This is a genomic window from Tumidithrix helvetica PCC 7403 (assembly GCF_965232925.1).
Lineage (GTDB): Bacteria > Cyanobacteriota > Cyanobacteriia > Pseudanabaenales > Pseudanabaenaceae > Tumidithrix > Tumidithrix helvetica.
Map to the genome: position 1 here is coordinate 1 of NZ_CBDDRA010000038.1, position 22,273 is coordinate 22,273.

24 protein-coding genes and 1 pseudogene are annotated in these 22,273 nt (G+C 45.5%); 10 read left to right on the forward strand and 15 right to left on the reverse strand.

Annotated elements, in window-relative coordinates; translation table 11 throughout:
- Positions 1-312: 312 nt before the first annotated feature.
- On the reverse strand, positions 313-1,062 hold the full coding sequence (locus ACP2WE_RS23480) for a DUF4238 domain-containing protein (RefSeq protein WP_425217950.1): 750 nt from the start codon (positions 1,060-1,062) through the stop codon (positions 313-315).
- Between the two features lie 307 nt (positions 1,063-1,369).
- Here ACP2WE_RS23480 and ACP2WE_RS23485 point away from each other — a divergent pair, with 307 nt between their 5' ends.
- Positions 1,370-2,209 (forward strand): SWIM zinc finger family protein, encoded by an 840-nt coding sequence (locus tag ACP2WE_RS23485; RefSeq protein ID WP_425217951.1) that lies wholly within the window; start codon positions 1,370-1,372, stop codon positions 2,207-2,209.
- A 315-nt stretch (positions 2,210-2,524) separates the two neighbouring features.
- Here ACP2WE_RS23485 and ACP2WE_RS23490 read toward each other — a convergent pair whose 3' ends face one another.
- Together ACP2WE_RS23490 and ACP2WE_RS23495 are read right to left on the reverse strand one after the other, a co-directional pair.
- On the reverse strand, positions 2,525-3,358 hold the full coding sequence (locus ACP2WE_RS23490; RefSeq protein ID WP_425217952.1) for a SirB1 family protein: 834 nt from the start codon (positions 3,356-3,358) through the stop codon (positions 2,525-2,527).
- A gap of 67 nt (positions 3,359-3,425) precedes the next feature.
- Positions 3,426-4,574, reverse strand: coding sequence for a hypothetical protein (locus ACP2WE_RS23495; protein ID WP_425217953.1), 1,149 nt, complete (start codon positions 4,572-4,574; stop codon positions 3,426-3,428).
- A 318-nt stretch (positions 4,575-4,892) separates the two neighbouring features.
- On the opposite strand from ACP2WE_RS23495, the gene ACP2WE_RS23500 reads away from it, so the two are divergent.
- Positions 4,893-5,426 carry a DUF2808 domain-containing protein gene (locus ACP2WE_RS23500; RefSeq protein ID WP_425217954.1) on the forward strand — a complete coding sequence of 178 codons (534 nt, stop codon included), beginning with the start codon at positions 4,893-4,895 and terminating at the stop codon, positions 5,424-5,426.
- Here the strand turns inward: ACP2WE_RS23500 and cobT are convergent.
- From cobT to ACP2WE_RS23540, 8 genes are all read right to left on the reverse strand, one after another.
- Positions 5,423-6,502 carry a nicotinate mononucleotide-dependent phosphoribosyltransferase CobT gene (gene cobT / locus ACP2WE_RS23505; RefSeq protein WP_425217955.1) on the reverse strand — a complete coding sequence of 360 codons (1,080 nt, stop codon included), beginning with the start codon at positions 6,500-6,502 and terminating at the stop codon, positions 5,423-5,425. The genes ACP2WE_RS23500 and cobT overlap by 4 nt on opposite strands.
- Positions 6,499-6,642 carry a DUF2256 domain-containing protein gene (locus ACP2WE_RS23510; protein ID WP_425217956.1) on the reverse strand — a complete coding sequence of 48 codons (144 nt, stop codon included), beginning with the start codon at positions 6,640-6,642 and terminating at the stop codon, positions 6,499-6,501. Before ACP2WE_RS23510 ends, cobT begins: the two co-directional genes overlap by 4 nt.
- A 21-nt stretch (positions 6,643-6,663) precedes the next feature.
- Positions 6,664-7,488 (reverse strand): LmeA family phospholipid-binding protein, encoded by an 825-nt coding sequence (locus tag ACP2WE_RS23515; protein ID WP_425217957.1) that lies wholly within the window; start codon positions 7,486-7,488, stop codon positions 6,664-6,666.
- Between the two features lie 29 nt (positions 7,489-7,517).
- Positions 7,518-8,264 (reverse strand): GvpL/GvpF family gas vesicle protein, encoded by a 747-nt coding sequence (locus ACP2WE_RS23520; protein ID WP_425217958.1) that lies wholly within the window; start codon positions 8,262-8,264, stop codon positions 7,518-7,520.
- A gap of 40 nt (positions 8,265-8,304) precedes the next feature.
- Positions 8,305-9,270, reverse strand: coding sequence for a metallophosphoesterase (locus tag ACP2WE_RS23525; protein ID WP_425217959.1), 966 nt, complete (start codon positions 9,268-9,270; stop codon positions 8,305-8,307).
- Between the two features lie 152 nt (positions 9,271-9,422).
- Complete coding sequence (locus tag ACP2WE_RS23530) at positions 9,423-9,587, reverse strand: hypothetical protein (RefSeq protein WP_425217960.1); 165 nt, start codon at positions 9,585-9,587, stop codon at positions 9,423-9,425.
- A 22-nt stretch (positions 9,588-9,609) separates the two neighbouring features.
- The gene (locus ACP2WE_RS23535; RefSeq protein ID WP_425217961.1) at positions 9,610-10,200 is read right to left on the reverse strand and encodes a Uma2 family endonuclease; all 591 of its coding nucleotides are present in this window, start codon (positions 10,198-10,200) and stop codon (positions 9,610-9,612) included.
- A gap of 255 nt (positions 10,201-10,455) precedes the next feature.
- Positions 10,456-11,142: a Uma2 family endonuclease gene (locus ACP2WE_RS23540; protein WP_425217962.1), complete on the reverse strand. Its 687-nt coding sequence runs from the start codon at positions 11,140-11,142 to the stop codon at positions 10,456-10,458.
- A gap of 213 nt (positions 11,143-11,355) precedes the next feature.
- Between ACP2WE_RS23540 and zds the strand changes: the two genes are divergently transcribed.
- From zds to ACP2WE_RS23565, 5 genes are all read left to right on the forward strand, one after another.
- On the forward strand, positions 11,356-12,750 hold the full coding sequence (gene zds / locus ACP2WE_RS23545) for a 9,9'-di-cis-zeta-carotene desaturase (RefSeq protein ID WP_425217963.1): 1,395 nt from the start codon (positions 11,356-11,358) through the stop codon (positions 12,748-12,750).
- A 284-nt stretch (positions 12,751-13,034) separates the two neighbouring features.
- The gene (gene psbU / locus ACP2WE_RS23550; protein WP_330483288.1) at positions 13,035-13,415 is read left to right on the forward strand and encodes a photosystem II complex extrinsic protein PsbU; all 381 of its coding nucleotides are present in this window, start codon (positions 13,035-13,037) and stop codon (positions 13,413-13,415) included.
- Positions 13,416-13,547: 132 nt separating this feature from the next.
- Positions 13,548-15,212, forward strand: coding sequence for an L-aspartate oxidase (nadB, locus tag ACP2WE_RS23555; protein WP_425217964.1), 1,665 nt, complete (start codon positions 13,548-13,550; stop codon positions 15,210-15,212).
- 72 nt (positions 15,213-15,284) lie between these two features.
- A complete protein-coding gene (locus tag ACP2WE_RS23560; RefSeq protein ID WP_425217965.1) occupies positions 15,285-15,794 on the forward strand; it encodes a hypothetical protein in 510 nt (169 codons plus the stop codon).
- A 139-nt stretch (positions 15,795-15,933) separates the two neighbouring features.
- Complete coding sequence (locus tag ACP2WE_RS23565; protein WP_425217966.1) at positions 15,934-16,908, forward strand: ABC transporter ATP-binding protein; 975 nt, start codon at positions 15,934-15,936, stop codon at positions 16,906-16,908.
- Positions 16,909-17,000: 92 nt separating this feature from the next.
- On the opposite strand, the gene ACP2WE_RS23570 is transcribed toward ACP2WE_RS23565, so the two are convergent.
- The gene (locus ACP2WE_RS23570; RefSeq protein WP_425217967.1) at positions 17,001-17,315 is read right to left on the reverse strand and encodes a hypothetical protein; all 315 of its coding nucleotides are present in this window, start codon (positions 17,313-17,315) and stop codon (positions 17,001-17,003) included.
- Between the two features lie 297 nt (positions 17,316-17,612).
- Here ACP2WE_RS23570 and ACP2WE_RS23575 point away from each other — a divergent pair, with 297 nt between their 5' ends.
- Both ACP2WE_RS23575 and ACP2WE_RS23580 read left to right on the forward strand, forming a co-directional pair.
- Entirely contained in the window at positions 17,613-18,182 is a 570-nt protein-coding gene (locus ACP2WE_RS23575; protein ID WP_425217968.1) for a hypothetical protein, read from the forward strand.
- Between the two features lie 94 nt (positions 18,183-18,276).
- Complete coding sequence (locus ACP2WE_RS23580; RefSeq protein ID WP_425217969.1) at positions 18,277-18,825, forward strand: RNA 2'-phosphotransferase; 549 nt, start codon at positions 18,277-18,279, stop codon at positions 18,823-18,825.
- Here the strand turns inward: ACP2WE_RS23580 and ACP2WE_RS23585 are convergent.
- Together ACP2WE_RS23585 and ACP2WE_RS23590 are read right to left on the reverse strand one after the other, a co-directional pair.
- Positions 18,822-20,825 (reverse strand): bifunctional aldolase/short-chain dehydrogenase, encoded by a 2,004-nt coding sequence (locus ACP2WE_RS23585; protein ID WP_425217970.1) that lies wholly within the window; start codon positions 20,823-20,825, stop codon positions 18,822-18,824. The genes ACP2WE_RS23580 and ACP2WE_RS23585 overlap by 4 nt on opposite strands.
- A gap of 178 nt (positions 20,826-21,003) precedes the next feature.
- Positions 21,004-21,327 (reverse strand): annotated as a pseudogene (locus ACP2WE_RS23590) (cytochrome P460 family protein); the annotation flags it as partial.
- Between the two features lie 144 nt (positions 21,328-21,471).
- Between ACP2WE_RS23590 and ACP2WE_RS23595 the strand changes: the two are divergent.
- A complete protein-coding gene (locus ACP2WE_RS23595) occupies positions 21,472-21,735 on the forward strand; it encodes a Uma2 family endonuclease (protein ID WP_425217971.1) in 264 nt (87 codons plus the stop codon).
- Here the strand turns inward: ACP2WE_RS23595 and rfaE2 are convergent.
- On the reverse strand, positions 21,713-22,195 hold the full coding sequence (rfaE2, locus tag ACP2WE_RS23600) for a D-glycero-beta-D-manno-heptose 1-phosphate adenylyltransferase (protein ID WP_425217972.1): 483 nt from the start codon (positions 22,193-22,195) through the stop codon (positions 21,713-21,715). The genes ACP2WE_RS23595 and rfaE2 overlap by 23 nt on opposite strands.
- Between the last annotated feature and the right edge of the window lie 78 nt (positions 22,196-22,273).

Genomic DNA, 22,273 nt, shown 5'->3' on the forward strand with positions numbered 1-22,273 from the left:
GAGAGGATAAAGGAAAACCAAAAACAACTAGAAAGCCCTCTAGATATTAATTCCTCTTGAAAATATAGAACTCTATAGAAGGGAAGAACTTAAGATTAATCCATCCAATATCGAGAATTCCATTTCTTCGGAATTCTCGATATTGGATGGATTGGTACTGCCTAAATTAGTTCTTGATATATGTTCAAAAAAAGAGGTTTATTTTCCTTGTTGACTTCCGTCCACCTCAGGGACTATGTTATGCAATTAAACTTGTAATATTTCCCCCTGATTCTCTCTATCCGAAATATTCTACGAGTTACCTATCTTTCTCTAGATAAGCCAACCTTTTGCTGCTATATCAACTGCTTCTTTTGATCGACCATATACAGCTATCGAGTCATAAATTGAGTCTTGGTTCCATTTAAGGACAGCTTCTGCATTAGCAGAAATCGGCTCACAAGTTGGATTGCGGTCAGAGCCTCCAAACTGTAGAAGTAGTCGAGAGCTTATTGGAAATAGTCCTAACACAATTCTTCCTTGACTACCACTTTGCAAAAAAACAGGGTCATCAGGACAGACAAAACCGTCATCTTCACTACGAATTAGGAAAAGGGGGAGCTGTTCAAGATCTTTACAGACTGTATGGTAAAGATCCATAAACATTGGCAAATCATATTCTGGATCAAGCTTCATCTGCACTTGTACTTCCATATTCATAGGTGATTCTTTAGCAATGTGAGGTAAAACAACACTGCTCATAAATTTCCTTGTGGCTGGAGAGCGTGCATGTTGAAGTGACGTAAAAAGTCTTAACTCTTTTTGTCGCTCAGATACACTCGGAAGTAGTTCTTCAGAGATGACCTCCTCCAAAGCTGGTTTGAGCCAGTTCTCTAGACCAGTCAATAGCTCCTCATAACATTCGGGTCGTTTATCGTGAAGTGTTTTATATTGATCCTTTTTGACAGCAACATTATTTACCTTAGTCCTTACAGGTAAGCCACCCCGTCGTTGCATCCAAATTTTGCCCTCTGCATCTGCAAAGTGCTTGAGAATAGATCTAGGTATGTGATGTTGTCGCATAACTATAGTATTAGGATATTAGGCAGAGTGTTTCTGAAAAATTACCCTGTATTAGGTTGTTATACGGAAACTTTCTTGATAACAAACCAATTGTGGCATTATACAGAATTTTTCTAGATATGATTCCGCATAGGGGTGTTATACGGAAAATAATAGGAATTTGGTTGCAATTGGTCTAAAACTCAGTCCTATAACGCTGTTTTCTGCGATTAGCTTTTGCTTTTAGACTAAATATTCTAGACTTGTGTAACAACTAAAGTCTCGCACTGCCAAAGTACCGTTTTGATTAGGGTTTTGGGACAATAAAATGGCAAAACACAGTAAAACATGGTGGGGACAAAAATTTATCAGCGCGTTGGAATCTTTCACTGACTCAGGTCGGCTGCAACGCGGGCGTTCTTATGCGGGTGATAGCCGCATTCTCAGTTTTGATATTACCAAAGGGATTGTGACTGCGATCGTTCGCGGCAATGTCAATCCTTATTTTGGGGTTTATAAAGAACCGAAGTATCACACCGAGGTTGCGATGGTGACGATCGCAGCGAAAGACTGGTCAACGATTATTCAGCATATGTCCTCCAAAGCAAGTGTCGTGGCGCGACTATTGCTCAACGAAGTGCCTGAGAATATTGAGGATAGCTTTGTGGAAGTCGGTCAACGTCTATTACCGCGCAGCCGCAAAGATTTGAAAACAGATTGCTCTTGTCCCGATTTTTCCAACCCTTGCAAACATATTGCAGGTCTATGTTATCGACTAGCTGGCGAACTCGATCGCGATCCTTTTCTATTATTTGAGTTGCGGGGTCTATCAAAAGAAGCTTTGCAAGCAGAGTTAGCCAAATCGCCTCTTGGCAAAGCCCTAGCATCGGAGCTAGACGAACATGCCCTTGAGATAAAGGCATCAACCTCTTACTTCACGAAGCCCGAAACTTCTTTGTGCGCGGAAGTACCCACACTCAAACAGTTTTGGCAAGGACAAAAGCGCTTACCCCAAGCCATTCCATTCTCACCGCCTAGTAGCGTGTCAGCGATCGCGATCAAAAAGCAAGGAGACAATCCTCCCTTTTGGCAAAAGGATAGTTCGTTTATTGGAACGATGGAGGAACTCTACGAACGAGTGAAAACAAAGAATTCAGCATTGCTATAGATTCCAGTACTCTATTAGAATTAATCCCCCAAGTATAGGGAGCGCACAAACTTAGAGAGTGTTTGAGAAGTCTAGTATCTCGTATAAATTTCTACTTTTACCCCCCTTAATTCCCCCTTGCAAAGGGTGAAACTTAAATCCTCCCCCTACCCTACGGGAAGTCGCTTCGCGGCTAGTGCAAGGGGGAGCTAGAGGGGTAAAAACTTCTCAAAACTGTCTTAACCCAAAATAATGCAATCAAAAAGGTTGCTACAAATGCTGGTCTTGCGCTATGCAGTCCTAGGTACGGAGTAATGCTTCTCTTAGTTGGATAATTTAATTCATTTCTTCGATTAGCTTCGCAATCAAGCCAGCATCTTCGGCGTAGGGAATTCTTTCCAAATAGTTTTCTAGATCGAGACGAGCCTCAGTAAATCGCTCTAGTTGATAGCAAAGCAAGCCATGGTCTCGCTGTTGCATCGGATTGTCGGGATAGAGCATTAGCAACTTCTCGATCGCAGCAAGGGCTTTCTCGGCTTGTCCTCGGCGCAGGTAGATATGTTTGAGATTGGTTAGCATGCGCTCTAAAATTTTGCGCGTACCCACAGGTTCTAAATACTCTGGGCGCAGGGTCATCTTTTCACCATAGACCTGAGTGAGGCGATGGGCGCAATCGTGCTTAAACAAAATCTCACCTTGATGAAAAGGATCGACAAAGATTTCCACGTCTTCGCGTTGTGGACGAATAATAAAATGCCCTGGTAAACTCACGCCGACAAATGGAAAGTCGATGCGATCGCCGATCGCCATATAGACAATCGAAAGCGTAATCGGAATGCCAGAGCGATGCTCGATCACATCGGTAATAAAACTATTGCACGGAGCATAGTAATCCGTTTCATTGCCACGAAATTTTTGCTCTGCGAACAGGTACTGATTGATCTCCCCAATGATTTTTAAAGGATAGGTGAGGTATTCGATGCGAGGACGCAGATGCTCAGCCATCCGATCGATCTCGGTGCGATAAAAGGCAAGATCGATGCGGGGATATTCTTCCCAAGCGATCGCCAAGGCCCCCTCAAGCAAATGCTCGTTCGTCATGTCTGACTCAGGCACTCTCGAAACTTGCCAAAATTTTTGTCGTGCTGGCGAAAGATTGAATGTGGTCATAGATTGTCTATCAAAAACCTCTCGCACTGATTTGTGCGCTGCATTTTCCGAAGATTGCTAATAATGACTAGAGCGCGTAGACATGACCGCCAAACAACAGGCGCGTGATTCCCTTTTGTGCCAACTTTTCGTGGGTGGCATAGATCAGATCGCCAGGAAACTTGATTACACGCTGATTTTGGTTAGAAAATCTACGGGCGATACGATGGTTGTCAAATAGCGCTACGGTTCGAGCTTGATTTTCTTCGGGGGGAATCATGCCTAATTCTTTAAAGTCACGTAGAGGACGGGTAATGATTTCCGCCGACTTATCTACAACCATGTAACAAGTTGAAGGCAATTCTGCATCTTCTAAGGGAAGTATATTTAGCGTTACACTCGCATCAATAGGATCGCCTCCTACAAACGTGGAGATATCCTCAAACTCACCATCGGGTTCATCGTCTTCTTCAAAGTCTTCATCTAAATCGTCTTCATCCAAAAGATCGGAATCATCGCCGTCTTCTTCATCTTCCTCATCAAACTCATCATCGACGCTGCTTTCAACGATAATTTCGTTGTTGATCTCGCTCAATAAAACTTCTGGATCGACGTCAAGATCGTCACCAGTCTCTGAAGCTAGATCGGAATTCAAGAGGGCTGGGGCATTGTAGGCGATCGCTTGCACGTCTGTTGCGTACAATTCTGGCGAAAGCCGATCTTGTAATACTGCTTGCTGCTTTTCCATCTGCTCCTCAGCTTGACGCTTGAGTTGTGCTTGTTTGGTGATCGGTTTACCAATATTTTTTTCTACAGGCGGAGTTGTTACTGTCGGGTTAACTACCACAGTCTCTCTGTAACCTGGTTCAAAGTCCGATCCAGAAGATGGGATACCAAATGACGACTTAAATGCGCCATGAAAGGAAGGTTGGGGATCGCTCAAATTATCGATTAGATTTAACTGATTAATTTTAGGTTGGGGAGATTTTTGGGGACTGGCTTTCGGTAAAGCGTCTGAAGATGCAATCTCTAAAGGGAATGCAGCAGACTTCTTAGCTTTAGACTGCTTTTGCCCCACAATCTGTTTATATTCCTCGGCTGGAATTAGTTCTTGTAGCAATCTCAAGACTGTACTCGAACTAATTTCGTACTGTTTGGCAAGTTGCGTCGTAGTCGCATCTGTCTCACAGTACAAACGAAGAATTTCTTTTTTATCAGCGATCGACAGTTTAGCCACAGCAATTAAGCCACAAGAGCAGGAGATGGAATTGGAAAGTCAACTTATATCTTAGCGTTAGAGCGGATCGGTTAGAGTTTTAAATGGAACAATTTACACTAGTACTACGTCAATCAGAGACGGTACGATTAGTTGAGGTGTTGGTTAGAAAGGTGTTATTCAAACCAGTGGGGTTTACAAAAGTCATAGGTATGAAATCTATGAAATAGAGTCCTAGTCGCTTCTTTATCCTCGCTTTTATGTCCTATCTTAAGCCTAGTAAATATGCCCTGCGATCTCACTCTAAGTATAAAAACATCAGTCAAATTAAGTAAATCAATGAAAATCAGTACGCTTCTAGTTTCTACCTTAACCTGTGCCACGATCTCAGCTTTTCCGATATCTTTTTTGATCCCCTCATCCGCACAGGCTCAAAATAACTTGGTATTGTTTGGTGCTGGCAAAGATGCAACGCTTGGCTACGTGATTCGCACAACGCGCCCCAATGGTAGGTTAAATTCTATTCGCTTTTTTGCCCCATTGCCCAAAAATAAGGCAGTCTCTGAGCTGCAAGTTCTCTACCCTCAAGGGTTTGGCAGTGCGATCGATCCTGACAATGTAGAAATTGTGATTCGCCAAACCCAGCAAAAGATCAATGTTAGAGAAGTTGTGGTCGATCGCGAAGTCCGCAGCGTCCGCTTTATTTTTCAGGAGCCGATCGCCAGTAAACCCAATCAAGATCTAGAGATTATTGCCAATGGTGTGACTAACCCCTCTAACTCAGGCATGTATCGCTTTGATGTGCAGGCTCTGGGAACAGAGGCAAATCCTTTGTTTGTGTATTTAGGTCAATGGTTGGTCACAATTTATTAATCACCCATTAAATGGCTCCATTGCGCTTCAACTGCTTTAAGTAATTGCGATTGCGTCCAGTTTTGGTATAAATGAGCCGCGATCGCGGCTCCTCCCGCACCGACACCCTCTTTGACAAATCCCTGCTCGTAAGCCCGTAGCTGGGCATATTGGGATTCCTCAAAACTTAACTGTGTGGCGATCAAAGGGACATCACCAATTAAGTTTGCCAAACCTACGGTGTTCCCTGTCTTGTCTTCTGCTACCCAGCGGGTTGTACCCACTACGATTTGAGCAGCATCCCAATCCAACTGTCTTTGGGTAGCGATCGCTCTGGACAGGGCATAGATTGCCAACATTTGGGTTCCTCCTGCTAAAAGCACTCCAACCTTACGACTGGCAGCGATCGCCATGCCTGCCACCACAATTTGCATGGGATCGCCCACGGCTGCCACTGCTGTAAAAGGATCGGCGGGAAGATCTAGAAAATGCTTTATGCCCTGTTGTACCAGTTGCCATTTTTGCGCGTGGTTGCAAGTGGGGTGCGAACTATTCACCTTATCTTTGGCATCAATTCCCAATGCGGTCAAAACAGCTAAAGCTGTCGTCGTGCCGCCCACAACACATTCAGCCAAAACCACATAGGCACCTATTTGAGCCAGTTGTTCGCCCCATGCTAATCCCTGTTCCCACAGATGGTTAACGATTGTAAGGCTGAGGGCTTGCCCCGAACTGAGACATTTAGCTGGCTCACCATGCAAATCGATATGCGGAACTGTTGGGGGTGTGGGCAGTCCCGCATTAAAAATGTAATAGGGCAGCACTTGACCTGCGATTACAGCACGAGAAATTAGTACAGGGGAGGCTCCTGCGGGTAAAGGGGGTAAAGGAAACTGAATCGCTTGACCTGTGGCTAGAAATTCGGCATCGGCGATCGCGGTGTATTTGCGATCTTCTGGTGTTGCCCCCGCTGCGGATATATGCGGAATCAGCCCCGTGTCTGTAAACCCTAAAATGCATGCGAATACGGGTTTCTGCCCTTTATATTTTTGCAACCACGCTTGTGCTTGGTCTGGTTGGGTATAGGCTTCGATCATTGCTTATGCTTGCGGCAGCGATCGCTGCAATATTTGACTTCATCCCAGCAATCAGCCCATTTTTTTCGCCAAGTAAAAGGGCGATCGCAAACTAAACAAGTCTTACTGGGTAAGTTGGCTTTATTGCCCTTGTAGCTCATAGGATTGCTATAGCTGAATTTTTACTTTCTCGACTCCAGCTTTTCGATAGAGTCCATCCGCGCAAAGCCAATCACCTGTAGCTTGCCATCGGTGATTTCTAGTTTTAACACCCTTGCAATGATACCGAGATCTTCTAACTGGTTTAGATTCACAACTTTATTGATCCCCTTGGCAAAGGCATGGGTAATCTGTCTAGGCACCTTTGCGCCTTGTAAATTAATTTGAGGATCGATCAATTCCAACCTTGTACCGTCAATGATTTTTAGCCCCGCTTCGACAACGACATCTAAAGGAGGCTTTTGTTGGGATTGGAGCACATTTGGGTTTGCAGGTACGGGCTGTAATTTGGTCGATAGCTGGATGCGGTTGTCATTTAAAAATTTAATTTCTGGATTCACAAAGTCAAAGATTTCAGCTTTACCTGTGCCAGAGGAGGACATGTCAATCTTAATGCCTTTAAAGGAATTGGCAATGGTGGGCGATCGCAGGGCTTGATTTAAATCTTCTGACTTTAACACCACTCTGACCGCAGCTTGGAGCGGTTGTCGCAACAACAACTTACCCGACTCGATCGAGGAAGGCTCAATACTAATGGGGTCTGTTTCGAGATCGACGGCTTCAACGCGTAGGTAGGGTAAGATGCATAGCCCCCTGCCTGCTAAACGAATGCGATCGACTTTCCCTTGTAAAAGTTGGTAATTTGGCGCATTGTCTACTCTGACCTCTAGGGTCTCAGCACAGGAGAGTTGGTTTCGCAGGGTATCAGCAGCCACGCGATCGATCACAATACCTGGCGTACCTGCTAAACCAAGTAAAGTTGTCAAAATCCCTGCGATTAGTTCCATATCATTCCTTTCTGACAACGAATAGCTGACTACTCTAACGTAACAAAGTTATAAGGAGCGGTGAAGTTGTTGTAACGAATCCTGAGCCGATTCTCAAATTGAGCATCTAGAGACTCTACAAGTTGGGCAAACTGGGGCTCCTTGTCATCATCAATCAGAAAAGAAGCGTTGTAAAGCATATTTTCTGTGAGCAGATCGCCCTCGATATATTTGTGGCAGAGAGGCTGCAAGGCATCCAAAAACGTCTCAATAATCGATCGCTGTCTTTTTTCTAGAGCCGCTTCTAACTCCTGCCCAATTTCGATCGCTTCGTCCATGCTGAGGGTCTTACCCATGAGAGATTCTCGCTTTTGGGCTAAGTCGAGATCTTCGGTCAAAGCGAGATTTAGCTCTAGTACTTGATCCCAAAATAGCTTAATGCCAACTTCTCTTTTGCCTTTAAGGTCATCCAGCAAAGCCATTAATGCTTCTTGGTGACCTTCGATCAAGTCAGTTTGAACCTGTGTCCAATCATCAATGACTAAGCCAAACTGTAAGGGTAAGGGTACTGCCTGCTTTACTTCTAGAGCTTTCATTAAAGACTCCTGCACCGTTTCATGGGCAAGCAAGTTGGCGCGACTAGCTAAATAGCGATCCTGTTGCGATTTGCTATAGGCTATCGCAAAGGGTGCTAAAGCGTGGAACTGGACAGATTGCTTATTCATGCCCTGTAGATCTAGATCCTTGACCGAATTTAGATCGGCTGCGTTAAAAATAGCGTACAGGTACAAACTCATGGGCAATCCTAACTAATCCTAACTATGCGGTGAATTGATTTTAAGTGGATTTGAGCGCAATCGTGCCGCGATCGAACACCTGTCCTTTGGTGTCAATTGCCTCGGTGACGATTTTGTCAGCATAGACCTCAAGCAAGACAAAGCTACGTTCTGCGGCTGAGTAGGCAGTGGTGGCAGATTTTCCAACGGGACGGGTATTGGCTCCCCCCCCATGCACGATGTAGGTTGTGCCTTTAATCGGCAGCGATCGCTCGTAGTCGTGATCGTGTCCGCACAGATATAGTTGCACATTGTACTTTTTAAATAAAGGCGATAGGTCGCGAATAAACTCGGCCGTATTGCCATAATGCCCTGATGAATAGATGGGATGGTGTCCGACCACGATTTTCCAAGGGGCTTCGCTGGCTGCCAAACTCTTGTCGAGCCAAGCTAACTGTTCCTGCCAAGGCGCATTGACATTGGTATCGATCGCAAAAAACTGTACCGCATCATTCGCTCCTGTACGGAAGGTGTAATAGCGAGTAGGCATATGGAAAGGAGCATAGGCAAGTTGATCGGCTCCATTTTTCGTGCGAATGTCGTGATTTCCTAGGACTGCGTGAAACTTTACACCTTGGTTGAGGAGTGGGGCGTAGGGTTCTTCAAACACAGCTTTAACTTTTTCGATCTCGCCATCGTTATAGATATTGTCTCCACCAAGGATGACTAAAGGGTAGGCTTTTTGCTTGTAGGTCGCAGCCATAGCATCGGCAACGGCATACTGTCCGCGATCGCCAGTACCTGTATCCGCCACGGCGGCAAAGCGTAATAGTGGCTGTCCAGAGGTATTAGCCGCAATTTGTGTAGGCTGTGACGTTGAAGGAGTCTGCGGCTTGGAATCTGGTGTGTTATTTGCCTGTGTTGGGTTTGGCTTACCTTGATTGAGCTTGGCAAAAACACCCCCTGCCACCAATGCCCCAGCACTTGCGCCCAAGCCAACAATAATAAAACGACGACCAATTGCCATAAAAATTAATCAGAAATTGCTAAATGTACGGATTTGATAACTAAGTCAGCTACCACTATAAGCGAATCTTTATCTCTGCTTATTTTAGCGATTCAGTCTCTTCCCCTTTACAAATTGCCTTGAGGATTTGCAGCAACTGTAAAGCGCGATCGCTATCGATCGAAATCTTCACGAGTTTGAGCGAGTTCTTCCTGCTCGGGTTGGTTGATGCTTTCTAAATTGAGCAATGTCGAAAATGCACGGCTGGGTAGCTTGCAAAAGCTCAAAAGACGATGTACTTGCTCTAGCGTTAAGTTTTTGGCGTTGAGGGTAAGCATATAGTTTTCTTCCAGCAGTAACTCATTTCTCTGCACTCAGTACTTCGAGGGCGGTCAACCCCAATTCTGGAAACGTTGGAGAAACAATTGTGAGATCGTCAGCAAACACCACATCATTGTAAGCTCCATCCTTCAGTACACAAACGGTTACTTTGAGCGCGATCGGATCGACAATCCAATATTCAGGAATATCTAAGACTGAATATTCGCTATGTTTTGCCCGATAGTCCACTGTTACCGTGGAAGGACTTACCACCTCTACCACCAATAAAGGCGGCAGTTCATTTAATGGAATTAAAGATTCCCGTTTTTTTAAGCCATTCCATTGCTCTAAAGGGAGTACCACTACATCTGGTACTCGAACGGTCTCCCAACGTGTGCCCCTCGGTGACTGAATCCCAATCTTCATATCCTTAGAAACCCAAGGCAGACCCACCCGCTTAATCTCAGCCTTGAATTCATCATTCAGGAATTCACAAATGTCACCATGCTCACCCGTCCCTAATGACATGGGAACTATCTCCCCATCCACCAGTTCGTAACAAGTGTCTGTGCCATCCTCATAGGTGAGGTATTCCTTTAGCGTTATTCGTTTTGTCGTGGCGATCGTCATGGGCTGATCTCTCCATTATTTCATCTTAATATCTGACATTGTAAAAGCTTTCATTGAGAGTTCAGCTCTAACGCATTTATTTGCTTTGCAGTATTTAAGTGGAATATACTCACCTGCGTCGATACATTCGTCAACTTCAGAAGCCTTAGCAATCAATTCTAAATCTTTAACAAACTGACCAATCGTGCACCCAAGTTGATGCCCAAAGATTAACCCTGAAAACAGAGAAAGCTATTCGCAGATCGTTGGTGGTCACTAGGCTTGAGAGACTGGCTTAGATTCGCTGGCGATCTGAAACTGTTTCATTAACCAACTACCAACTTCAGACTGGGACTTTGTGCGACTCATACTTAAAGCCTCTTGCAAAGTAGCGATCGCTAAGCCCGACACAACCTTGGACTGATGAATGCGATAGCTGCCTTGGTTGGCGATCGCAAAGGCAAAAATTAAAGCATTTTGCACATCCACCACCCAATATTCCGCAATCCCCATTTCTTCGTACAATAATCGTTTTTGTCCCAGATCGTCATTCAAAGAAGTATTTGCGACTTCGATCGCTAGATCGGGTGCTGACAGATCGTCTAAATCAATAACCGAATTACTTCGAGTAGCTAACTTGACGCGATCGCCGACATAGTAAGAAACATCAGGCTGACATTCTCGTACTTCCTTTTTTCGATAGCTACAATTGATCAACCCCTGGGCTGGGATACCTTGAAGCGTACAAAATAAGTTAACAGCAAAGTAAATAATTCCGTTGTCAAGTGCATGATTGGTACTAACTGGCATAGTTTCGACTCTCATGTAACCGTCGTGAAAGTAGCATTTTGCTTTGGCATAGATCGGATCGTTAACAAGAGCGAGATACTCATCCCAAGTAGCCGCAACCCATGTATCGGTTAGTAAGTTGGTCTGTATCGTGGCTTGTAATTGGGGGGGCATGACAGCATCCTCTAAATAGGTTTAATGGGAATGGCTGAAATTGTCAGAGCGAAATCATGGAGCGAACTATATAAATTTTAGTTCGATCGCTTTGAGGAGCGATCGCTCGGTAAGTGCTTGTGGCTACAAAAGTTTACAATGGCTTAAAGGTTCAGCAAGCTGGATCGACTCATATTTTAAAACGATTAATTCAGAATTATTAAGCAATAGAAGATGCGAGCAGCAATTATCGGGGCAGGTTTGGCAGGCATGACCACAGCCGTGGAACTTTGCGAACAGGGCTATGAAGTCGAAATCTTTGAATCGCGCCCCTTTGTTGGAGGGAAAGTCAGCAGTTGGCTAGATGCGGATGGCAACCATATTGAGATGGGGCTGCATGTATTTTTTGGCTGCTATTACAACCTATTTGCCCTGTTCAAAAAAGTCGGGGCATATCAACATCTGCGCCTCAAAGAACATACCCACACTTTTATCAATAAGGGTGGCAGGACTGCCGATCTAGACTTTCGCTTTTTTACAGGTGCGCCCTTTCATGGGTTGAAAGCATTTTTTACTACGGGACAATTATCGGCGCAAGACAAGCTACAAAACGCGCTCGCCCTCGGTACGAGTCCGATCGTCCGTGCCTTGATCGATCCTGTGGGTGCGATGAAAACGATTCGAAATTTAGATGGCATCAGCTTTAAAGATTGGTTTTTATCCCACGGTGGATCTCAGGGCAGTATCGACAATATGTGGGATGCGATCGCTTACGGATTAGGCTTCATCGACTGCGAGAATATTTCGGCGAGATGTATGCTGACGATCTTTCAGTTTTTTGCCACCAAAACCGAAGCCTCTGTATTGCGGATGCTGGAAGGCTCACCTGATGAGTTTTTGCATAAGCCAATTGTGAAATATATCGAAGAGCGCGGCGGTAAGATTCATGTGCGGCGGGGCGTGCGGGAAGTTTTGTTTGAAGGCGAAGGCGATAATACCCATGTCACGGGGGTGGTTGTCGGCAAAGATGACACCCAAGAAATTGTGAAGGCAGATGTCTATGTCTGCGCCACGGACGTGCCGGGCGTTAAACGCGTGATTCCAGAGGCATGGCGTAAGTGGTCGTTGTTTGACAACATCTATAAACTCGATGCTGTCCCCGTGGTAACCGTACAACTGCGCTTTGATGGCTGGGTCACCGATATCGACAACCTGCTCTATGCCGTAAAAGTAGACTTTTCTACCTTTGCCGATTTGGCGATCACCAGTCCTACCAACTATTACAAACAGGGAGAAGGCTCGTTACTCCAACTCGTGCTTACCCCTGGCGATCCATTTATTAAAGAAAGTAATGAAGCGATCGCACAGCATACCCTCAAGCAAGTCCATGAAATTTTTCCCTCGTCGCGCCATCTCAACATGACTTGGTACAGCGTGGTCAAATTGGCACAATCCCTCTATCGCGAGGCTCCGGGTATGGATGTGTATCGCCCCAGTCAAGCCACACCCATCTCCAATTTTTTCTTGGCGGGAAGCTACACCATGCAAGACTACATTGACAGCATGGAAGGGGCTACGCTGTCAGGCAAACAATGTGCAGAAGCCATTCTCGCTAGCCAGAATAAATAGATGGTTTCTTATTTGGAATTTACCCCACCCTAGCCCTCCCCTTGCAAAAGGGAGGGAACAAGATTTCAGATCTTCCCCTTTACAAGGGGGAATTAAAGGGGGTAAGTCCGACTTACGCATACACAATGAGATTTTCTATACTAGAAATGTCCAAATTGCCTAACTTTTACGATCGCTTGATTTACACTTATTCACGAAACAATAGCGAGTCAGGGTTCTTGGTTTCCCTTTTTCTGCTAATCTCAAAAGAATATGTAATGTTTTTTTAATTGAGAGATTTGAGCATGAAAGCACTAGTGCGCTTTTCAGTTTTAATACTAGCGATCGCTGTTACTTGGACATTTGGTCTTATCGGTAACCTAAGTCCCTCTGTTTTGGCTGACCAACTCCCCGATACCAGCTTTATCAAACAAGATATAAGCAAAATCGATCTAAACAATGCCAACATCAATGCTTTTCGTAAGGTAAAGGGTATGTACCCCACGCTCGGACGAATCATTGTTGAAAATGCCCCTTATGATTCCTTAGATGATGTGCTAAACATCTCAGGCTTGACGGATACTCAGAAACAAACGATCCGTGACAATGCTGGTGTTTTCACATTAAATAAACCAGACAATTCTATGAACCGCGAACGGATCAACAATAGCGTCTACAGACTCTAAGGCTTGCCCCAACTTACGGTATGTCATGACTATGTCTTTTGGTAGTAGGGGGATAAATTCTCATTCTGGGAGTTTATTCCCTTATTTCTATCTTTAAAATTTGAATAAATGCTTAATCTGTGAATTTAATCTGTGAATAAAAGCCAATTTGACGCAATCGTTGTCGGAGGAGGAGCAGCAGGGCTATATACGGCGCTCTCCCTTGCTAATATGGGCGATCGCCAAATTGCTTTAATCACCAAAGATAATCTCACGATCTCAGCCAGTGACTGGGCGCAGGGTGGCATTGCCGCAGTTGTAAGCGTTGATGACTCCACCATCCTTCATGCCGAGGATACTTTACAGGCAGGTGTGGGACTATGTGAGCCAGAGGCAGTTGAAGTTTTAGTGAACGCTGCCAAGCCACAAATCGAGAAATTAATTGAATTTGGGGTCGATTTCGATCGCCACGGTGATTCGCTGGCTCTGACCCTTGAAGCAGCACACTCTCGCCGTAGGGTTTTACATGCAGCCGATGCTACGGGGCGCGCCCTCGTAAGTACGCTTGCCAAACAAGTTTTAGAACAACCGAATATTCACGTTCTCAAGGAAACCCTCGTCCTCGATCTATGTATGGAGCGAGGTCGTTGCGTGGGAGCCTTTTGCCTCGATTTAGCCCAGAAAAATTTGGGAGAGCCCAATGCGCCAGAGTTATTTCTTGCGCCTGTTGTCGTCTTAGCTACGGGTGGAGGGGCTCAGGTGTTTGCCCAGACCACCAACCCCACGGCAAGTACGGGCGATGGCGTAGCGATCGCGTGGCGGGCTGGGGCATTAATTCGAGATATGGAATTTGTGCAATTTCATCCTACTGCTTTAGCGGTGACGGGTGCGCCTCGTTTTTTAATTAGCGAGGCAGTGCGGGGAGAAGGGGCATATTTGATTGATGCCAAAGGCGATCGCTTTGCCTTTACCTATCATCCTCAAGGAGAATTAGCCCCGAGGGATGTGGTTAGTCGTGCCATTTTTACCCATCTCCAAACCACGGACGAACCAACGGTTTTCTTAGATCTGTCGCCGATTTCGCCCGAAACGATCGCTTACCGTTTTCCCAACATCATCAAAATTTGTCAAAAATGGCAAATCGATATTTTCTCTCACCCCATTCCAGTTACACCTGCGGCGCACTATTGCATGGGTGGCATTGTCACAGACACTTGGGGCAAAAGCTCTTTGCCTGGACTATATGCTGTCGGTGAAACAGCGAGTACGGGCGTTCACGGAGCCAATCGCCTCGCCAGCAACTCGCTGCTGGAATGTTTTGTGTTTGGGGCGCGTTTAGCAGAAGGGGTAAAGCAAAGTTTCGCTACATCAAGTCAAATAGAATCTCTCTCCAGTCCTCAGATTTCCGATCTGGCGCAAGCATGGGAGCAAAGATGGTCAGAAAATCTTCAAATGATGCATTTTCAGTCAGATTCTCAAGCGAATCCTCTTGCAAAACTGCAAGGGATCAAAACAGCTTTGCGAGAGCTAACTTGGCAAGCGGCAGGCATCTGTCGGCTAGCGGACGAAATGGCAGCGGCTCTAGCCCAAATTCAACAATGGCGAAAAGAACTGACCAAGCTTACCTGTAGCGATCGCCTCTGGGGTGAGACCTGTAACCTCGCGGATTTTGCCTACTTGCTGGTGCGATCGGCGTTGTTTCGTACTGAGAGTCGTGGGGCGCATTACCGCAGTGACTATCCCAGCACCGATCCTGAATGGCAATGTCATACTGCGATCGAGACGGAGGTAATGTATCGGCAGCCCCTGAATTCATGAGATAGAGGGTTCTCGTTTAGACCTCCTTATCCTGTACTTTAAACTTAAATAGTAAGAGCATCGTTAAAACATATGAATTATCTGGTTACAGTTTGGCGCGATCGCATTGAAGCCGAAGCAGCTTACTCTGCTCTTGAGAAAGAAGGTTTACCCATGGACGCAATCAGTATCTTGGGGCGAGGCTATAAAAGCGCTGATGAATATGGACTGGTTGACCCCATGGATTCAGCACGCAAACAAGCATTATTTATGGCCTATTGGCTCGTCCCCTTTGGCTTTATCTCTGGTATTGGTTTTAGCGTAATTAGTCAACTTCAAACCTTTGCCTGGGCAGGTGACATTGGCAACCATTTGATTGGTGGTATTTTTGGAGGTATCGCAGGCGGCATGGGCAGCATGTTTGTTGGGGGGGGTGTTGGCTTAGCAACAGGGAGCAGTGACTCTTTACCCTATCGCAATCGCTTGAGTGAAGGGAAGTACTTAGTCGTTGTCAATGGCTCAGACAGCTTAATTATCCAAGCAAATCGGATCATGCGCCAATATCGCCCAGAAAACATAAAAAGTTACGCCGCTCCTTTGTAATACCAATTTTACTTAGATTTGCAACAGATCGAGATTTGAGTTCCGCGCTCCGCGCGGTCTTTCAAAAGATAATGCGTCGCATTATCTTTTGAAAATGGTATAAGCTTTTCGATTTATCCATTTGCATCATAGTAAGCATATGACTTCAGAACTAGCTGTTCGCACGCAGGGATTAACCAAACAGTTCGATAACCAAATTGCTGTCAAGAATGTCGATCTCCAAATCCTTAGTGGTGAAGTGTTTGGGCTAATTGGTCCTAATGGTGCGGGTAAAACCACCCTGATTCGGATGTTAGCTGCCGCTGAGGAACCTACGGCAGGTGAAATCTACGTTACGGGCGAGCGATTCTTAAGGGGGCAGAATAATCCCGACCTCAAGCGCAAACTTGGCTACTTGCCTGATGATTTTCCTTTATACGACGACCTCAGCGTGTGGGATTACCTCGATTATTTTGCGCGTCTCTACTTTCTCAAAGATCCAGTGCGATCGCAACGTCTTCACGAAGTGATTGAGCTAGTAGAACTAGAAAATAAACGGGATAGTCTGATTGGTACGCTATCGCGAGGCATGAAACAACGACTTAGCTTAGCGCGTAGCATTATTCATAACCCTGCGCTGTTGTTGCTAGATGAACCCGTATCTGGACTAGATCCGATCGCGAGAGTACAGGTTCGCAATATCATCAAATCTCTCCAGCAACAGGGAATGACGATTTTAATCTCTTCCCACATTCTCAGCGATCTGGCAGAGCTTTGTGATTCCATTGGCATTATGGAACTTGGCAGCTTAGTTGAAAGCTCTGGCTTACAGGATCTCTACGATCGCAGCAGTCAGCAAGAAATAGTAATTTCCACCTTGGGTAGCGCTGAGGATCTGCAGACCGAACTTCGCAAGCACGATCTGGTCAAGCGTTGTGAAGTTTTGCCAAGTTCAAGCTCAGGTGCAAATTCTGGTGCGAATAATGTTGCGATTCAGTTTGTAGGAAACTCAGAAGATAGTGCGGCTTTATTGCGATCGCTTGTTAATGCAGGCATTCCCATCATCGATTTTCATCGCACCCAAGAGAGCTTAGAGAATATCTTCTTTAATCTCGGCTATAAGCAAACTTCTTAGGAGGATTTTAGCAATTAGAAGCAAGAAAAGTATTTGATACTCGTCCATGAAGATTCCAACTGATCAATTGTCAAATATAGCCCCACATCAGTCTAGCTTTTTTCCTTCCACGTAAGGTCAGTTACCTCAATTGAGTTGATAGATCTTCCATCTCGTGTGAAAGGGCTGAAATTAAATAGAGGTTTACTGTCTTTGTCTTCTCTAATTACCATTATTCCACCAAAAGAATCTCCTTTGAGTAGCGTATCAAACAGAATCTCCATCTTTTCTTCCTCCCACACTAAGCGTCTCTGGATGACTGGAAGCACTATTTTTTCTGTCGTCAATATCACTAATAATGTCTGAAATACGGAATGCTTCCCAATTTGCCATAGTATTTTTCTTTCAGCTTTTAATGTATTGAGCACAATATTTCTATTCCAGCCTGAATTCCTTGTGAAATTTGAGAAAAATCCTCAAAATCTGGAATATATTGAATTCTTGTCTCCGTTTAATCTAGGAATCAATCTGTCTAATACATGATCGCTATACCCTCAATATAGGAATGGTGATGAGTAATGACGCGATCGCTTTGATTGGGCTTGGGGTGGGATTAAAGATCTACTTTGGGTTTTAGAGTGACAAATCACAAAGCTAAAGTTATTTTCAATTATACTAAGGGTGAAGTTTCATACAAAAGTACAAGAAAGTGAGGGGATCGAGCCATGAAATCTTACTCAACCTACTATGTGCGTACTGGTGACATTGAAAACACTCGAAGAGTTTTCTCAAAAGTTGAGGAGATTTCAGGTTCACCTTGGCTCATGTGCAATTATTGCAAAGATGATGGGCCTCCTGATGACGAAATTCTTTTTGGTGAAGACTCACTAGCAGAAGCAAAGTCAGCGGAAGTCGGCGAAGTTATCTTCTTGTATGGCGACACGTCTATAGACTCTTTTGTTTACGAACGCGCAAAGAATGGAGTACTCCTGCGCAAACTTGTTTGGTTTGCACTCTTGGATGATGACTGGACATCTGGATGGGTATGCGTCGAAGGCGAGCCAGAGGAATGGGAAAAAACTCTATTCCGAGAAGATACGCGCGATCGCTTTATTTACAACGAACGGCAAAGATACGAAGATGAAGGCAACGCAGATAGCTTTCCCGATTATGAAGCCGAGATTCGAGAAGCATGGAATGCCAAAGTGATCGTTGCTGGCAAAACCTATCCTAGCTGCGATGGAACCGTTGTTCTTCTCGTTGAGCAGGCTTACGACATCACACGACCAACTTAGCGATTTCAACGTATTTCTACGGTTCGTTCGAGCAAATCCCAAACCGCAGCAAGGTTAAAAGGTGCAGACATGACGTTTAGAGCAGATGATTATCATGAAAAATAATCGCATCACCACAATCAGCAAATTTCTCAGCAAATATTTGCGGCATCAGCCCGAGCAACTCGGCTTGCAATTGGATGTTGGAGGGTGGGTAAAAGTGGAAGATCTTCTCAAGGCTAGTGCGAAGCATAACTTTCCCATAAGTCCTTCTGAATTAGAAGAAGTTGTTGCTACAAACGAGAAAAAACGCTTTTCCTTCGATCCTACAGGTACGTTAATTCGTGCTAACCAAGGACATAGCGTGGAGGTGGATTTACAACTAGAGGCTGTTCGACCACCCGATCGCTTATATCACGGTACGGGTGAAAAAAGTGTGGAAGCAATCATGCAGTCAGGTTTGCAGAAAATGTCTCGCCACCACGTACATTTGTCGGGCGAACTTGCAACTGCTAAAGCCGTTGGGCAAAGACATGGCAAGCCTGTTATCTTTTCGGTTGATACGGCATCTATGCAAAAAGATGGCTATCTCTTTTACTGTTCTGCAAATCATGTCTGGTTAGTAGATTGCGTTCCACCTAAGTATTTACAAAAAATCGATTAAACAACCCTTTCATTCCCTCCGTCGATCGGAACTTGAGCTGCAGTCGTACAGGCGAACAGAGACCCGCACATTTCGGCGGCTAGCTCGGCAACGTCACGGCTAGTAACTTCAACCTTCAAGAGATTATTGGTCTTGTATTCCTCAACGGTCAACCCATAATGCTTGGCGCGGGACTGCAAAACATCCTCCGTCCAGATACCCGTATCAAACACGGCATTGGGATGGAGCGAGTTAATCCGAATGCGATCGCCGCTCCATTCTAAAACCGCAACCCGCATCAGTTGGGTCAACGCTGCTTTAGATGCAGAATAGGCAGCCGCTCCAGGACCTGGGGCGGGGACGTTCTTTGAGCCGATCGCAACAATGCGTCCACCTTTTGGAGCCAATTTGAGAAAAGGATAGCTTTCGCGCATCAAGATTAAATTGGCATCAAGATTTACGCGCATTACTCGCTGCCAAGTTGCCGTGTCAAGGCTATCGATGCGGCATCCAGAGGGGAAAATGCCAGCATTGAGAATCAAAATATCGAGTCCACCAAAGGTCTGGACGGCTCGTTCGAGGGCGTCAGCGATCGCAACTTCATCGGTAACATCGCAAGTAATTCCACAAAAATCTGAGCGATCGTATAAAGCCTCAATGGCAGGATTGATATCCAGACCGACCACTGCGGCACCACGCCGTAGCAGCGAATCGACACAGGCTTTGCCAATCCCCGATGCTGCCCCCGTTACTAAGGCGATTTCTCCTGTAAACGCTGGGGAGGAGCCTCCTTTTTTGAGCTTCGCTTGTTCCAACTCCCAATATTCCACAGCAAAGATATCGCTGGCAGGAAGTGCTTGATAGCCGCCCAAACTGGTGGAACGCTGAATGATTTCGATCGTATGCTGGTAAATATCCGCCACGATCGCCGCATCTTTTGCCGATCGCCCGATCGCACATAAACCCAGTTCGCGATCGAGGATGACTCGCGGCGCGGAATCGAGGATAGTAACAGGCTGTGTTGCCGTCTGGGCATGTTCGTTAAAATATACCTGATAGGCTTCTGCATAGACGCTGACATTCCTTCCAACCAAAGGCAATCGCTTTGTGCGAATCACATGATCTGGCGTGGCACATCCCTGCTGGGAAATCTGTCCGACATCTTCGCGCCTGGCAAAGGCTAGGCTGTGCTCATCGACCTGCCGACTCAAAATCACGGGAAATCCCGCCACCCTTGACACGTTGGCACGCAATTGGGCGAGAACATAGCGTAACGGCTGAGGTTCTAGTGAGTTAAATGAAGGCTTAGATGAGGTTTGGAATAGGGCTATCGGTGGAATTTCCCAGGCTTTATGCTTTTGCAAATAGACTTCGGCGCGATCGACGAGGGCAATCATGCGCTCGTAGGATTCAGCAGCAGTCGCACCGAAGGAGAAGATACCGTGATTCATGAGCACCATGCCAATCGTGCGATCGCACTTCTCAGCAGCGAACCTCTCCGCACAGACTCGGGCTAGGTCAAACCCCGGCATCACGTAGGGAATCACCACGACATCATCACCATAAATCTCGCGAATGCGTTCCCATCCATTCGACGTATTGGTGACAGAGATTACGGCGTCGGCATGGGTGTGATCGACAAACTTATAGGGCAAACTGGCATGTAAAATCGTCTCGACCGATGGCGCAGGCGCACTTGCCATGGTCATTTGGGTTTTTAACTCATTCACCATCTGTGAGTCTGAGAGAACAGACAGTTTGGCTAGCTTTAATAAATGAGCCATGCGGACAGGGGCAAAACCAGCCTCAGCGATCGTCTCTAAATCCCAACCACTGCCTTTGACATAGAGAATCTCTTCTTCTTCACCGACGAGATTTTGTTCGCGAATTTTGACTGAAGTATTGCCACCCCCATGCAGCACCAAGGAAGGATCGCGTCCTAACAAACGTGACGTATAGACCCGCAGGGCTAAATCCCCTTGATACTGCTTCGCTTCGCGATCGTCCCACAAACTTTTCACGGCTACCTCAAAGATGTTCTTTTCCCGAATTCTACATCATATAATCTTTTGGATTTTTGTGAAAATCTTCAGAGCTAGGCGTTTTACGATCTTGGCAACTAAATCGATTTAACGAATTTTCTTGGGGTTGTTGAAGCAGACTCCAAAGATGACAGCTTTTCAGGATCTTTGAAGCAGGTCACTTAGGTAGATAGGTGCGAAAAACATAGTCATTCCGTTGTTGGGGCACATGGCAACCCATACAACTCGCCAAAGCACCCCTTGCTTGTGTCTTTTGACTGTCCCCTGAAACCACGGCGAATTCCCAACCACCAGCTTTATGGTTAAAGGAAGGTTGATGCTTGATCATGACTGTGTATAAAAGAGCGACATCCTCCAGCGATCGCGGATCGACCTTCTTTTTTACAATGACAGAGCCGATTGGAAAGGGGATCGATTTTGCAGACATCATGGCATCCCGCCCAATAGGATTCACAAAGACTGTAATGGCTTTATTGGCATGAGGGTCGTTTTCTGAGCGTAGTTGCGCCTTTTAGAAATGACAAATGTAGTGCAGCAATTAAATTATCCAACAAACTAATTGAGTTGATTTTACTGGGTTGAGCAATTACCTTATAACTTTGGCACAGAGAAAGAGATTTCTGATTTGTGTAAAGAGGTCGTGGTGACAAGTGGAAGTACGCAAAAGCTCAGAAAATATCAATTGTGTGGTGTACCCGAAGTTTGGTTTTGGGAAGATGGGAAGATAAACATTTATTGCTTGCAGCAAGGGAAATACGAGCAAAGGCAGAGCAGTTTATGTTTGCCCGATCTGGATATTCACCATCTAGAGCAATGTTTGTTAATAGATTCTCATCTAGATGCGATGGTTGCTTTTGGGGAGAGTCTTAGAGAGATTGAGAGTTGTTAAGAATCTTTTGAACGATTTTTGTGGTTGAGGTGGGGATTTCTACCTTAATTAATTCTAGACTTGCGCCGCAAGCCTTTACTGCTGGAGTCTCTGGCAAAGTTTCGGGCGTATAGTCCCCACCTTTGACATAAATATCGGGTGCGATCGCCTCAATGATTGCCACCGCTGTTACTTCTGAAAAAATTACCACGGCATCCACAGATTTTAGAGCCGCTAAAACTTCGGCGCGTTGGGCTTCGGGTACATAGGGGCGCGTATTGCCCTTAAGTTGTTGCACCGAGGTGTCACTATTGACCCCTACCACCAAGGTCTTACCTAGTGCCTTAGCCGCAGCAAGATAGCGCACATGCCCCACATGAATCAGATCGAAACAGCCATTGGTAAACACTAAAGGCCGCCAATCTTGTGGCGACTGGGCTATCAGCGTTTGTAATTCTGCTAGGTCGTAAACTAGATGCATAGAGTAGTACGCTATGTGAGCAACTGGTATAGTTTATAGGCAATCTATTAGAATAATAGAATTGCTTATGTGTTGAAA

What these genes read in the sequence shown, in the direction of transcription:
- ACP2WE_RS23560 (WP_425217965.1), top strand. Translation starts at nt 15,285, where the DNA reads ATGAATTATCTGGTTACAGTTTGGCGCGATCGCATTGAAGCCGAAGCA.
- ACP2WE_RS23515 (WP_425217957.1), bottom strand. Translation starts at nt 7,488, where the DNA reads ATGGAACTAATCGCAGGGATTTTGACAACTTTACTTGGTTTAGCAGGT.
- ACP2WE_RS23480 (WP_425217950.1), bottom strand. Translation starts at nt 1,062, where the DNA reads ATGCGACAACATCACATACCTAGATCTATTCTCAAGCACTTTGCAGAT.
- ACP2WE_RS23485 (WP_425217951.1), top strand. Translation starts at nt 1,370, where the DNA reads ATGGCAAAACACAGTAAAACATGGTGGGGACAAAAATTTATCAGCGCG.
- cobT (WP_425217955.1), bottom strand. Translation starts at nt 6,502, where the DNA reads ATGATCGAAGCCTATACCCAACCAGACCAAGCACAAGCGTGGTTGCAA.
- ACP2WE_RS23490 (WP_425217952.1), bottom strand. Translation starts at nt 3,358, where the DNA reads ATGACCACATTCAATCTTTCGCCAGCACGACAAAAATTTTGGCAAGTT.
- ACP2WE_RS23530 (WP_425217960.1), bottom strand. Translation starts at nt 9,587, where the DNA reads ATGCTTACCCTCAACGCCAAAAACTTAACGCTAGAGCAAGTACATCGT.
- ACP2WE_RS23575 (WP_425217968.1), top strand. Translation starts at nt 17,613, where the DNA reads ATGAAATCTTACTCAACCTACTATGTGCGTACTGGTGACATTGAAAAC.
- ACP2WE_RS23500 (WP_425217954.1), top strand. Translation starts at nt 4,893, where the DNA reads ATGAAAATCAGTACGCTTCTAGTTTCTACCTTAACCTGTGCCACGATC.
- zds (WP_425217963.1), top strand. Translation starts at nt 11,356, where the DNA reads ATGCGAGCAGCAATTATCGGGGCAGGTTTGGCAGGCATGACCACAGCC.
- rfaE2 (WP_425217972.1), bottom strand. Translation starts at nt 22,195, where the DNA reads ATGCATCTAGTTTACGACCTAGCAGAATTACAAACGCTGATAGCCCAG.
- psbU (WP_330483288.1), top strand. Translation starts at nt 13,035, where the DNA reads ATGAAAGCACTAGTGCGCTTTTCAGTTTTAATACTAGCGATCGCTGTT.
- ACP2WE_RS23510 (WP_425217956.1), bottom strand. Translation starts at nt 6,642, where the DNA reads ATGAGCTACAAGGGCAATAAAGCCAACTTACCCAGTAAGACTTGTTTA.
- ACP2WE_RS23535 (WP_425217961.1), bottom strand. Translation starts at nt 10,200, where the DNA reads ATGACGATCGCCACGACAAAACGAATAACGCTAAAGGAATACCTCACC.
- ACP2WE_RS23580 (WP_425217969.1), top strand. Translation starts at nt 18,277, where the DNA reads ATGAAAAATAATCGCATCACCACAATCAGCAAATTTCTCAGCAAATAT.
- ACP2WE_RS23540 (WP_425217962.1), bottom strand. Translation starts at nt 11,142, where the DNA reads ATGCCCCCCCAATTACAAGCCACGATACAGACCAACTTACTAACCGAT.
- ACP2WE_RS23525 (WP_425217959.1), bottom strand. Translation starts at nt 9,270, where the DNA reads ATGGCAATTGGTCGTCGTTTTATTATTGTTGGCTTGGGCGCAAGTGCT.
- ACP2WE_RS23520 (WP_425217958.1), bottom strand. Translation starts at nt 8,264, where the DNA reads ATGAGTTTGTACCTGTACGCTATTTTTAACGCAGCCGATCTAAATTCG.
- ACP2WE_RS23565 (WP_425217966.1), top strand. Translation starts at nt 15,934, where the DNA reads ATGACTTCAGAACTAGCTGTTCGCACGCAGGGATTAACCAAACAGTTC.